Genomic DNA, 10,680 nt, shown 5'->3' on the forward strand with positions numbered 1-10,680 from the left:
TTCCTCCTGATGTGAAGTCTTAAAAAACTGACTGTCAGCTTTTTGAGTTTTGGGATATTGTCTCACATTTTCGAGGGATACGGAAGGTGGGTGGTCGTTGAGCGCTTACTTATAAAGCATCCTGAATATTGAAAAAATGTGGAGTGTCTATTGCACACTCCACATTTTTCATCTCTCTACAGATACAGTAACATTCTCTCCTACACCGCCGCTGATGTGAGCGAGTGGGCCGTTTCCGTTATACAGTGGGCCTGCGGCGCAGGCGTTATCTCAGGTACCGGTGACGGCAGCACCCTCTCGCCTCAGGCGCAGGCTACCCGAGCTGAAGCCGCCACCATGCTGGTACGGTTCGCCAAGTTGATCCTCTAAAGTCCGTTCCTCCCGGGTGCTATCAAAATCCCGGTCTGAGCTAAACAGAACCGCCGTCTGAGCTTAGCCGAACGGCGGTCCTGTTCACTCTGATTTTGAGAGCCTTCAGTAAGTATCGGAAGCACAGACAGTATCGCTCACAGAAACAACCCCATCAACGCTGTAAGGTATTTTTACTATTCACCTTTATTTTATGTTTAATATTGTGCCAAAAACTATAACTTTCATTATAAATAGAAACTTATTTCCAGATATATGACCTAGTTTCTTTTAAAGCTAAACTACTTTACATTATTCGAGGGCCCTTCTCATGCGCAGAACTAAATTGCCAATGTTCAGACAGATCTACTCCTTGCCAACACCCTCCCAGGACAGACTGTCGCAGGTTTCCAACTTGCCAGTCAGAGGTCAAAATTTTAGTTGATAATTCCCAACAGATTATGTATGATGGAACAGAAGTCTAAACAATGTTTCTTTCCTTTCCCATGGGATCACGCGCCGCCATCCGATCCCGGTCCGGCAACCGAATGGAGCCAAAAATGAAGCGAACAGCACAGCCGTTAAAAGTATGCTTTTCCCCACAAAATCGTCTGTTTATCCGTGGGGAAGCCACGTCCGCAGGCAGATGCGGGCATTTTGATGGTGGACTTTTTACGCCCTGCGGCAGCCTATCCCAGCGACAGAGGATCGCAGGGCCCTTTTCTTCCCTCTTCCGGGAATGTGATGGCATAAGGAGGACCTTATGAAATTTATCATTGAGCATCTCTCCAAGCGCTTCGAGCAGAAAGAGGTTTTGAAGGATATCCACTTTACCTTTGAGGATGGAAAGATCTACGGTCTGTTGGGCCGCAACGGCGCTGGCAAAACCACTCTGTTTAACTGTCTGAACCGGGATCTCAAAGCCGACAGCGGGACCTTTTCTCTGGAGGAGGACGGCATCCGCAGAGATGTGACGGCTGAGGACATCGGCTATGTGCTTTCCACTCCCACTGTACCTGAATTTCTCACCGGGCGGGAATTTTTGAAGTTCTTTCTGGATATCAATGAAACCTCCGTGCAGGCCTCCAAGTCCCTGGACGAATATTTCAATATGGTGAGTATTGCGCCGGAAGACCGAGACAAACTCATGAAAGACTATTCCCACGGCATGAAGAACAAGATGCAAATGCTCATCAATATAATCGCCCAGCCCAAGCTCCTACTGCTTGATGAGCCTCTGACCTCCCTGGACGTGGTGGTAGCGGAGGAAATGAAAGGGTTGCTCCGTTCCCTTAAGGATAGCAGGATCACCATTTTCTCCACTCATATCCTGGATCTGGCCCTGGATCTCTGCGACGAGATTATACTGCTCAGCCATGGCGAGCTGGAGGCGGTGGAGAAATCCAACCTGGATGACCAGGAGTTCAAGGAAAAAATTATTTCCGCACTGAGAGAGGAGACATATGCTTAAAACACTGCGCCTATCCTTCTCCCTGAAGAATACCTACCGGGTCAACGGCATCCTCTACTCCCTGAAACAGATCCCATTCCTGAAGCGCCTCCTCCCTGCCACGCTATATCGGATCAGAGGACTCAAGTTCTTTGCCAATGTACTGTCGGTGCTGTGGGAACTGGTTACCATCTTCCTGTTCAAATTCCTCTACTTTTTTACCATGATCTGCGGCGTAGGGCTACTCTATGAAAACGCCCCCGCTTCCTTGTCCTTCCTGCACATCCTGCTGTTTCTCACTCTGGTGGGTTCCTACATGAACACCAACGTCTTCAACCCTACCCGGGACAAGTACTACGCTATGATCCTTCTGCGAATGAATGCCCGATCCTACACTCTGGTCAATTACGGCTACGCCCTGCTGAAAACCATGGTTGGGTTTCTGCCCTGTACTTTACTGTTCGGACTGCGCCGGGGCGTTCCCCTCTGGCTCTGCCTGTTGTTGCCCTTCTGCGTGGCGGGAGCCAAACTGACGGTGACCGCCTTCTCCCTGAGGGATTATGAAAAATATGGCTATGTACGCAACGAGAATAAGCTACAGAAGTACGCCTGGATGCTAACCGGCCTGCTGCTGGCCCTGGCCTATCTGCCTCCCGCGCTGGGATATGTGCTGCCTACAGAGGCTTCGGCCGTTCTCTTTCTGATTTGGATCCCGGCGGGGCTTGTGAGCCTGCGGCATGTGTCGAACTTTCGTTATTATCGAGAGTTCAACCAAGAACTGCTCTCCCAGGTAGTAACCCAGATGGACGCCATGAAAAAGGCCACCAAAACCGTCAGTGAGAAGGCCATCTCAACCGACGCCTCCATCAGCAGCCAGAAAAGGGGCTTTGAGTACCTGAATGAGCTGTTCATCAAGCGGCACCGGAAGATCTTATGGAAATCCGCCCTCCGGATCGCCCAGGTCTGTGCGCTCCTCAGCTGCGGCGTCCTGCTGCTCATGATTCTACGCCCCGGAACCAGAGGAGAAATCAATGAGATGGTAATGACCTGGCTGCCCTATTTCGCGTTCATCATGTACATGATCAACCGGGGCACCGGCTTTACCAGGGCGCTGTTCATGAACTGTGACCACAGCCTGCTCACCTACTCCTTCTATAAGCAGCCTGGCTATGTGCTCAAGCTGTTCCAGATCCGCCTGCGGGAGATCATGAAGATCAACGCCGTGCCCGCCCTGGTTATCGGCACCGGCCTGGTGCTGATTCTCTTTGTCTCCGGTGGAACGAACAATTCCCTGGATTATGTGGTGCTGTTGGTCTCCATTTTGTCCATGAGCTTGTTCTTCTCCATCCACTATCTCACCGTCTACTATTTACTGCAACCCTATACGGCAGGGACAGAGATGAAAAGCGGGACCTACCGCATCGTCATGATCCTGACCTATATAGCGTGTTACGCCATGATGAACCTACGGCTGCCCATCCTGGTATTCGGCGCTGCATGTATTGCCTTCTGCCTGCTGTATTCCGTGATCGCCTGCGTCCTGGTGTACAAATTCGCGCCCAAGACCTTCCGTCTGCGCACATAAACAGCCCAAAAACAGGCATTTAAGAAGCAGCCACCGTGACCCCGAAAACAACAGACGGGCGCGACAAGAGGAGTGAATCAATATGATCCGTGATATCTGCAAAGATGAGATCTTCCTGTCCCAAAAAGCGGAACCCGCCACCGCCGAAGACCTGCAAACCGCCGCTGATCTGCTGGAGACCCTGGCACACCACAAGGATGGATGCGTTGGAATGGCCGCTAATATGATCGGCATCAACAAGCGCATCATCGCTTTCGACAACGAGGGGGCCTATATGGTCATGCTCAATCCGGAGATCGTCAAGCAGTCCGGGCCCTATCGCGTGGAAGAGGGCTGTCTCTCACTCTCCGGCACCCGCCCGGCCAAGCGATGGAAGACCATCAAAGTGCGCTGGCAGAACGAGAAGTTCCAGGAACGGCTGAAAACCTTCACCAGTTGGACAGCTCAGATCATCCAGCATGAGATCGACCACTGCGAGGGCATTCTCATATGAAAAAATGCAAAATCACCGTTATGCGCATCGCCCGGTATGAGGACTTGATCGCCCAATATGAAAACCCCATCGCCCACGCCTGTAACATGGAGATGGGGCAGGTGTTTATCGCCAACGGCTGGGAGAAGCCGGAAGGTTTTTGCCAGAGCGCCTGGGACACCCTCTCCCCCTTTGTACTGGCCCTAAGCCATGGGGGCGGGAATTTTTATGACGGCTGGATGAAGAATCCAAAATCCGCCATGCTCTCCTGCAACGACGGCTTTCGCCCGGTGAGCTTTCTGGTGGAGGCTCTGGACGAGGACGCGATAGTTTGAGCAGAATCCACGGAAGGAACTCTGTCCATGAAACAGGTATATATACATGGCCTGGGGCAAACTCCGGCCAACTGGGAGCCGGTTCTGCGTCTGCTGGATGCCCAGTCGGATTGTGTGTGTCCCGACCTGACCGAACTGATATCCGCCGAATCGTCCTCTTACCCTGCCCTCTTCCGCGCCTTCTCCCGCTTCTGTAATGACCTGAACGCACCGCTGACTCTCTGCGGCCTGTCACTTGGGGGCATACTGGCGCTCCACTACGCCGCGCAACATCCCGAGCGCGTGGGTGCTCTGGTCCTCATTGCCCCCCAGTACAGGATGCCAAAGCAACTGCTACGGCTCCAGAACACGCTATTCCGTCTTATGCCTGGTTTCATGTTCCGGAAGGCAGGCTTTACAAAGCACCAGTTGATCCAGTTATGTGGCAGTATGATGGAGCTGGATCTCAGCGGGATACTTCCCCGCATCTCCTGCCCTACCTTGGTGCTCTGTGGGAGCCGGGACCGGGCAAACAAGCAGGCATGCACAGAGCTGGCGCAGCTTCTGAACAGAGCGGAACTTCACATCCTAAAAGGCGCCGGCCACGAACTCAATCGGGAGGCACCGGAAAATTTGGCTTCCCTACTCCAAGCCTTCTACACCCGGATATAATCATAATTTCAGGCACAAAAGCAAGGAGTATCCCCGGAAAATCATCAAAAATAACAGGAGGCTCCGTCATGTTTGAGCAAAAAGTCGCCGTTGTCACCGGCGGCGCAAAAGGCATCGGCAGAGCCATCGCCCAAGCGTTCCGCCAGGAAGGGGCGACGGTATGCATCATTGACCTGCTGCCCAACGACTACTATGTGGGGGATCTGGCCAACCAGACCGTGTTAGAGGACTTTGCCGCCAGGGTCATCCAGGATCACGGCCACGTGGACTATCTCATCAACAACGCCCTGCCCCTGATGAAGGGCATCGACGCCTGCTCCTACGAGGAGTTCAACTACGCCCTGCGGGTGGGAGTGACCGCCCCCTTCTACCTGACCAAGCTCTTCGCCCCCTATTTCGCCCCCGGGGCTGCCATCGTAAACATCTCCTCCTCCCGGGACCGGATGAGCCAGCCCCAGACCGAGAGCTACACGGCAGCCAAGGGAGGTATCTCCGCCCTGACCCATGCTCTGGCAGTAAGCCTCGGGGGCAGGGTGCGGGTAAATTCCATCTCCCCCGGCTGGATCGATACCGACTACACCGTCTACGAGGGCCCTGATGCCGTCCAGCAACCCGCTGGCCGGGTGGGCACCCCCATGGACATCGCCAATATGGCGCTCTATCTCTGCTCAGATAAGGCAGGTTTTCTCACCGGAGAAAACATTTGCATCGACGGCGGCATGACCCGCCAGATGATCTACCACAACGACTTTGGCTGGACTCTGCAAGGAGGAAACCCTTTATGAAAACCGCCATCTGCTACTACTCCCGCCATCACGGAAACACCTTGAAGGTTCTGGAGGCCATGGCGGGCGAGGGCAAAGTGGACCTCATCGATGTGACCGCCCGGCAGGCTGTCCGACTGGAGGCATACGACTGTGTTGGCTTCGCCTCCGGTATTTACGGTTTTGAATTTCAAAAGGCCGTGGTGGAGTTTGCCCGGCAATACCTGCCCCAGGGCAAGCCGGTGTTCTTCGTCTACACCTACGGCGGGGCCAAAGGTACCGGACCGAAGGCTGTGGCGGAGATTGCCAGAGAAAGAAGCTGCCCAGTGCTGGGAGAATACAGCTGTAAGGGCTACGACACCTTTGGTCCCTTTAAGCTGGTAGGCGGCATCGCCAAGGGCCACCCGGACCAGCGGGACCTGGACAACGCCCGCAAATTCTACCGGGAGATCCAGACACACCATTCCTTAGAATAAAGGAGGAGATTCCATGTTTGGGCCGGATGCCAACGCCGTCCACCCCAACGAGAGCATCCCCAGTCTTTGCTACATTAAAAATATTATCACCCGTCCTAATATTCAGGTGGGCGACTACACCTACTATGACGATGACGCCACTGGTGGCGAGGATTTTGAGGCCCATGTAACCCACCACTATGACTTTATTGGAGACAGGCTCATCATCGGGAAATTCTGCGCCATTGGCAAGGGGATAGAGTTTGTGATGAACGGAGCCAACCACCGCATGACCTCGGTCTCCACCTATCCCTTTAACATCTTTGCCCACGGCTGGGAGAATAGCGCGCCCACTCTGGACCAGCTGCCCCTCAAGGGGGACACCGTGGTGGGCAACGATGTGTGGATCGGACAGCATGTCACCGTCCTGCCCGGCGTGCACATCGGGGACGGGGCCATTATCGGGGCCAACTCCGTGGTGGCCAGCCCGATCCCGCCCTACACTGTAGCGGCGGGAAACCCCTGCCGGGTGATCCGTCCCCGCTTTGACCGGGAGCTGACCAATTACCTGCTGGAGCTCCGGTGGTGGGACTGGGCCCCGGAACAAATCTTCCGCAATCTCGAGGCCCTGTGCAGCGGCGACCTGTCAAAAATCCACGATATCGCTCTGGAACGGGAGGAACCCACATGAAGCTCGCCATTCTCTCCGACACCCACGGCCTGCTGCGGCCTGAGGTGGCGGAGCACCTGAAAATCGCCGACATCATTCTCCACGGCGGCGACATCAATAAGCAGGCGATCGTGGACCAGTTGCGACAGTACGCTCCGCTCTATGTGGTCCGGGGCAACAACGACAAGGAGTGGGCAGAGGCCATCCCCCATCACCTCACCGTAACCCTGGAGGGCGTGACCTTCTATTTGGTCCACAACAAAAAGGATCTGCCGGCAGACCTGACCGGCGTGGATGTGGTGGTGTTCGGCCACTCCCACAAGTATGGGCAGGAAGAGAAGGACGGTATACTCTGGCTCAACCCCGGCTCCTGCGGCCCCCGCCGGTTCCATCAGGAGATCACCATGATGCTGGCGGAACTCACGGGCGGAAATATTTCCGTGGAGAAAATCACCATCCCTCATGAGGTAAAATAATGGAAGAATGTCTGATCTGTAAGGCGCCCCTGGAATACCTGACCCATGACCAGGTTATGGAGTGCGCCATCTGCCATAAGCAGGAGCTCAGCAAGGCCCGCTGCGTCAAGGGACACTATGTGTGCAGCGACTGTCATACCCAGGGTATGGACAGCATCTTCGGCCTGTGTCTCTCCGAGACCTCCGCCAACCCTGTTGCCATTGTCCAGCGAATGATGGCACTTCCCTTCTGCCACATGCACGGCCCGGAGCACCACGTGATGGTAGGGGCAGCTCTGCTCACCGCCTACAAAAATGCCGGCGGGCAGTTGGCGTTGGAACCGGCCCTTCGGGAGATATACAGCCGGGGCAAAGCAGTGCCCGGCGGCGCCTGCGGCTTTTGGGGCGCCTGCGGGGCTGGGATCAGTGCGGGGCAGTTCCTGGCCATTGCCACCCAGTCCACACCCCTGGCTGGTGAGCCCTGGGGGCTGAGCAATCAGATGACCGCCCGGGCTCTGGACAGCATCGGCAAGGTGGGCGGCCCCCGCTGCTGCAAACGGGATTCCTTCCTGGCCATTCTGGCCGCCGTGGACTTTGTACAAGCACATCTGGGGGTGGAAATGGAGCATACCGTCCCCATCTGCTCCCACAGCAACCGGAACAACCAGTGCATCGGCGGGCGTTGTCCGTTTTCATCGGCCAGAAATTCAAACTATCCCCCACTATCCGTCAAATTGAAACGGCTCTGAGAAAGACCGACCGGAGCTTCCAGTGGAAGCTCCGGTCGGTCTTGTTATTCCTACTGCTCTCCCGATGCTGACAGATGGCAAGGCAGACTGTGCCGCACAGAGCCACAAAAGCCACCAAAGCAGCAGCTCCTGGTCTTCCAGACCCTTCATCAGAAAGCAGGCGAAAATCAGGCCCATAAGATCCATCAGATCGTCTGTCGGAGCAAAGTTCAGGAGGCGGGAATGTGGTTCTGCTGCCGGAATACCTTCAAGTCCACCCGCTTTTATCGTTCCGGGCAAAGAGGTTTTTAGCGTTGACCTCAGAGTAAGGCAACTGGATTCGGGCCACCTCCGCCATATTGTAAACAGCTTCGTGCTCCGTCACCTCATACCAGATCTGACCGTCCTCCAAAAGAGATGAAATCTCCTGTTTATTCATAGCTGCGCCCTATTTTCTTAGAATTCGCTCCATAGCCCTTCCTTTGGCCAGCTCGTCCACCAGCTTGTCCAGATATCGGAACTCCCGCATAAGAGGGTCTTCAATCTCCTCCACCCGGATGCCGCACACCTTTCCGGTAATAAGGGTACGGTTGGGGTTCATGGCTGGGGCCTCCCGGAAAAAGTCTCCATAGCTGATCTGGGACCGCTCCAGCCGGGCGATCTCCTCCACCGTGTATCCGGTGAGCCAGGCGGTGACCTGGTCCACCTCCTCTCTGCTTCGACCCTTTTTTTCCGCCTTCCCCACCAGAAGAGGGTAGAGTTTGGCAAAGGGCATCTGACTTACATCGGCGCGCGGCATAGGGACACCTCCCGGAAATGGATGATTCTATGATATCATATCCCTCCGCCCCTGACAACCGCAAGGGGCTCGTTCCAGCAGGCACGACAAAGCCGGCGCCGTGAATCGCGGCGCCGCCTTTGTCCGAATAGCTCAGAAAGTAACGGTGTAGCTGGGCTTGGTGAAGGAGGATAACGTTGCGGTAGCCTCCGTCAGAGCAAAGATCATGGTGTTCCCATCGTCAGGACTATTTATACTTGCGGACCGCATAGGGTCAAGATTTTCACGTGGAGAAATAACCCTTGACACAGAAACGGAAAGCCTTATAATGAACATTGTTCATATTGAGGTGGGTGATGGAATGAATACCGTTGTCACATCAAAAGAAGAGATCCTGGAGACCAGCCGGGAACTGATTCGACAGGCCGGATGGTCCGCGGTCAGTATCCGCTCGGTGGCGGCGGCCTGCGGCGTATCGGTTGGCTCCATCTACAACTACTATGACTCCAAAGCCACCCTGATGGGCGCCATCGTGGAAAGCGTCTGGCGGGAAATCTTCCACCTCCCGGAGGGCCAAACCCCATTTCGGGACACCTTGTCCTGCATCGCCTGGTTGTATGAGAGAATGGCATACGGCAACAAGCAGTACCCCGGCTTTTTCACTTTTCACTCTCTGGGCTTTCTTGGAGAAGACAAGTCCGATGGGCAACAGCGGATGCGGCAGACCTGGCAACACATTTCTGACGGTCTGCGCTCCGTCCTGCACAGGGATACCAAGGTGCGACCGGACGCTTTTACCGAAGCGTTCACGGAGGAACAATGCGCAGACCTGCTGTTCTCCCTGATGCTGTCGGCGCTGCTTCGGCAGGATTACGACTCCTCAACTGTGCTGGAGCTTGTCCGCAGGACACTTTATTGAGCTTCGGACGTTGTATCTGAAAAAGGAGAAATCCTATGAAAGTAAAACGGAATACCTTGCTTCTTCTGGCCTGCCTGGTGTGGAGCGCCGCGGGGTTCAACATCCTCCGCATCGGCCTACTGGCTTATCCCGCCTTCCTCACAGTACTGAACTTCCTGCTGTCCGCACTGGTCTTTGCCGTGTTTCAGCGATTTATTTTTGGGAAGTTGGTGAAAAAGCACACCGCCAGGATTAACTCCTATAAAGAGGAACGGCACTTTTTCCTGAACTTCTTTGACGGGAAAGCCTTTGCCATCATGGCGGTGATGATGACCGGCGGCATCGGTCTGCGGATGAGCGGACTTGCGCCCGAGCGATTCATCGCCGTCTTTTATACCGGCCTGGGAGCGGCCCTTCTGCTGGCTGGTCTGCTGTTCGGCCACAACTATGGCAGGGCGGTTTATGCCTCAGTCACCGCACATAACACTTTGGAGCAAAAAGGAGACTAAACCGTGCAGGCGATTACGGAAACGCTGTTTGACGCCGTATACCACATTTCAGTCATTACCATTGGCATCCTGATGATCCGGGGCAGCAAGGGAGATCGCCAGTTTGTCCTCTTTGGCGTCATGGCGGTGGTACTGGGTGCTGGCGACGCCTTTCATCTGATTCCAAGGGCGGTGGCCCTGTGCACCACCGGTCTGGAACACTACATAATCCCCCTGGGCCTGGGCAAGTGGATCACCTCTGTCACCATGACTATATTCTACGTCCTGCTCTACTACGTGTGGCGGCAGCGGTACCGCGTCAAGGGGTTGGGCGGCCTGACCGCCGCAGTATATCTCCTGGCGGGTCTTAGAATCCTGCTGTGCATGATGCCCCAGAATCAGTGGCTCAGCGCCGACAGTCCCCTCTCCTGGGGAATTTGGCGTAATATCCCCTTCGCTCTGCTGGGTCTGCTGGTGATCGTGCTCTTTTACCGTAATGTCTACTGAACAACCGCCAATTTTTTCTGGGGCCAGAAAATGACGAGCAAACCTGCAAGCAGGCACAAAAGGGCGCACTGAATCCTGCGGAGATTCAGCACCAGA

15 protein-coding genes and 1 pseudogene are annotated in these 10,680 nt (G+C 55.0%); 14 read left to right on the forward strand and 2 right to left on the reverse strand.

Features of this window, described 5'->3' with window-relative positions:
- Positions 1-216: 216 nt before the first annotated feature.
- The 11 genes from H6B51_RS18500 (at position 217) to H6B51_RS14510 (ending at position 7,934) form a co-directional block, all read left to right on the forward strand.
- Positions 217-369, forward strand: a complete 153-nt coding sequence (locus H6B51_RS18500) for an S-layer homology domain-containing protein (RefSeq protein WP_418055075.1) — start codon at positions 217-219, stop codon at positions 367-369.
- A 742-nt stretch (positions 370-1,111) separates the two neighbouring features.
- Complete coding sequence (locus H6B51_RS14465; protein WP_204884354.1) at positions 1,112-1,819, forward strand: ABC transporter ATP-binding protein; 708 nt, start codon at positions 1,112-1,114, stop codon at positions 1,817-1,819.
- A complete protein-coding gene (locus tag H6B51_RS14470; RefSeq protein WP_204884355.1) occupies positions 1,812-3,383 on the forward strand; it encodes a hypothetical protein in 1,572 nt (523 codons plus the stop codon). The genes H6B51_RS14465 and H6B51_RS14470 overlap by 8 nt, the downstream gene beginning before the upstream one ends.
- 82 nt (positions 3,384-3,465) lie before the next feature.
- Positions 3,466-3,876, forward strand: coding sequence for a peptide deformylase (locus H6B51_RS14475; protein WP_204884356.1), 411 nt, complete (start codon positions 3,466-3,468; stop codon positions 3,874-3,876).
- On the forward strand, positions 3,873-4,190 hold the full coding sequence (locus H6B51_RS14480; protein ID WP_204884358.1) for a TIGR04076 family protein: 318 nt from the start codon (positions 3,873-3,875) through the stop codon (positions 4,188-4,190). The genes H6B51_RS14475 and H6B51_RS14480 overlap by 4 nt, the downstream gene beginning before the upstream one ends.
- Before the next feature lie 27 nt (positions 4,191-4,217).
- On the forward strand, positions 4,218-4,841 hold the full coding sequence (locus H6B51_RS14485) for an alpha/beta fold hydrolase (protein ID WP_204884359.1): 624 nt from the start codon (positions 4,218-4,220) through the stop codon (positions 4,839-4,841).
- 68 nt (positions 4,842-4,909) lie between these two features.
- The gene (locus H6B51_RS14490) at positions 4,910-5,626 is read left to right on the forward strand and encodes an SDR family oxidoreductase (protein ID WP_204884360.1); all 717 of its coding nucleotides are present in this window, start codon (positions 4,910-4,912) and stop codon (positions 5,624-5,626) included.
- Positions 5,623-6,081 carry a flavodoxin domain-containing protein gene (locus H6B51_RS14495; protein ID WP_204884362.1) on the forward strand — a complete coding sequence of 153 codons (459 nt, stop codon included), beginning with the start codon at positions 5,623-5,625 and terminating at the stop codon, positions 6,079-6,081. Before H6B51_RS14490 ends, H6B51_RS14495 begins: the two co-directional genes overlap by 4 nt.
- Positions 6,082-6,094: 13 nt before the next feature.
- Positions 6,095-6,751, forward strand: coding sequence for a Vat family streptogramin A O-acetyltransferase (locus H6B51_RS14500; RefSeq protein WP_204884363.1), 657 nt, complete (start codon positions 6,095-6,097; stop codon positions 6,749-6,751).
- The gene (locus tag H6B51_RS14505; RefSeq protein ID WP_204884365.1) at positions 6,748-7,206 is read left to right on the forward strand and encodes a metallophosphoesterase family protein; all 459 of its coding nucleotides are present in this window, start codon (positions 6,748-6,750) and stop codon (positions 7,204-7,206) included. The genes H6B51_RS14500 and H6B51_RS14505 overlap by 4 nt, the downstream gene beginning before the upstream one ends.
- The gene (locus H6B51_RS14510; protein ID WP_207753943.1) at positions 7,206-7,934 is read left to right on the forward strand and encodes a DUF5714 domain-containing protein; all 729 of its coding nucleotides are present in this window, start codon (positions 7,206-7,208) and stop codon (positions 7,932-7,934) included. Before H6B51_RS14505 ends, H6B51_RS14510 begins: the two co-directional genes overlap by 1 nt.
- A gap of 247 nt (positions 7,935-8,181) precedes the next feature.
- Here H6B51_RS14510 and H6B51_RS14515 read toward each other — a convergent pair whose 3' ends face one another.
- Together H6B51_RS14515 and H6B51_RS14520 are read right to left on the reverse strand one after the other, a co-directional pair.
- Positions 8,182-8,352, reverse strand: a complete 171-nt coding sequence (locus tag H6B51_RS14515; RefSeq protein ID WP_204884366.1) for a YbaK/EbsC family protein — start codon at positions 8,350-8,352, stop codon at positions 8,182-8,184.
- A 9-nt stretch (positions 8,353-8,361) separates the two neighbouring features.
- Complete coding sequence (locus H6B51_RS14520) at positions 8,362-8,712, reverse strand: DUF2200 domain-containing protein (protein ID WP_204884368.1); 351 nt, start codon at positions 8,710-8,712, stop codon at positions 8,362-8,364.
- A gap of 340 nt (positions 8,713-9,052) precedes the next feature.
- Between H6B51_RS14520 and H6B51_RS14525 the strand changes: the two genes are divergently transcribed.
- From H6B51_RS14525 to H6B51_RS14535, 3 genes and pseudogenes are all read left to right on the forward strand, one after another.
- A complete protein-coding gene (locus H6B51_RS14525; RefSeq protein ID WP_204884369.1) occupies positions 9,053-9,610 on the forward strand; it encodes a TetR/AcrR family transcriptional regulator in 558 nt (185 codons plus the stop codon).
- A 35-nt stretch (positions 9,611-9,645) separates the two neighbouring features.
- Positions 9,646-10,098, forward strand: a complete 453-nt coding sequence (locus tag H6B51_RS14530) for a hypothetical protein (RefSeq protein ID WP_204884371.1) — start codon at positions 9,646-9,648, stop codon at positions 10,096-10,098.
- Positions 10,099-10,101: 3 nt separating this feature from the next.
- Positions 10,102-10,575 (forward strand): annotated as a pseudogene (locus H6B51_RS14535) (hypothetical protein); the annotation flags it as partial.
- Between the last annotated feature and the right edge of the window lie 105 nt (positions 10,576-10,680).

Source organism: Pseudoflavonifractor phocaeensis, assembly GCF_016901955.1.
GTDB lineage: Bacteria > Bacillota > Clostridia > Oscillospirales > Oscillospiraceae > Flavonifractor > Flavonifractor phocaeensis_A.

What these genes read in the sequence shown, in the direction of transcription:
- H6B51_RS14465 (WP_204884354.1), top strand. Translation starts at nt 1,112, where the DNA reads ATGAAATTTATCATTGAGCATCTCTCCAAGCGCTTCGAGCAGAAAGAG.
- H6B51_RS14470 (WP_204884355.1), top strand. Translation starts at nt 1,812, where the DNA reads ATGCTTAAAACACTGCGCCTATCCTTCTCCCTGAAGAATACCTACCGG.
- H6B51_RS14475 (WP_204884356.1), top strand. Translation starts at nt 3,466, where the DNA reads ATGATCCGTGATATCTGCAAAGATGAGATCTTCCTGTCCCAAAAAGCG.
- H6B51_RS14480 (WP_204884358.1), top strand. Translation starts at nt 3,873, where the DNA reads ATGAAAAAATGCAAAATCACCGTTATGCGCATCGCCCGGTATGAGGAC.
- H6B51_RS14485 (WP_204884359.1), top strand. Translation starts at nt 4,218, where the DNA reads ATGAAACAGGTATATATACATGGCCTGGGGCAAACTCCGGCCAACTGG.
- H6B51_RS14490 (WP_204884360.1), top strand. Translation starts at nt 4,910, where the DNA reads ATGTTTGAGCAAAAAGTCGCCGTTGTCACCGGCGGCGCAAAAGGCATC.
- H6B51_RS14495 (WP_204884362.1), top strand. Translation starts at nt 5,623, where the DNA reads ATGAAAACCGCCATCTGCTACTACTCCCGCCATCACGGAAACACCTTG.
- H6B51_RS14500 (WP_204884363.1), top strand. Translation starts at nt 6,095, where the DNA reads ATGTTTGGGCCGGATGCCAACGCCGTCCACCCCAACGAGAGCATCCCC.
- H6B51_RS14505 (WP_204884365.1), top strand. Translation starts at nt 6,748, where the DNA reads ATGAAGCTCGCCATTCTCTCCGACACCCACGGCCTGCTGCGGCCTGAG.
- H6B51_RS14510 (WP_207753943.1), top strand. Translation starts at nt 7,206, where the DNA reads ATGGAAGAATGTCTGATCTGTAAGGCGCCCCTGGAATACCTGACCCAT.
- H6B51_RS14515 (WP_204884366.1), bottom strand. Translation starts at nt 8,352, where the DNA reads ATGAATAAACAGGAGATTTCATCTCTTTTGGAGGACGGTCAGATCTGG.
- H6B51_RS14520 (WP_204884368.1), bottom strand. Translation starts at nt 8,712, where the DNA reads ATGCCGCGCGCCGATGTAAGTCAGATGCCCTTTGCCAAACTCTACCCT.
- H6B51_RS14525 (WP_204884369.1), top strand. Translation starts at nt 9,053, where the DNA reads ATGAATACCGTTGTCACATCAAAAGAAGAGATCCTGGAGACCAGCCGG.
- H6B51_RS14530 (WP_204884371.1), top strand. Translation starts at nt 9,646, where the DNA reads ATGAAAGTAAAACGGAATACCTTGCTTCTTCTGGCCTGCCTGGTGTGG.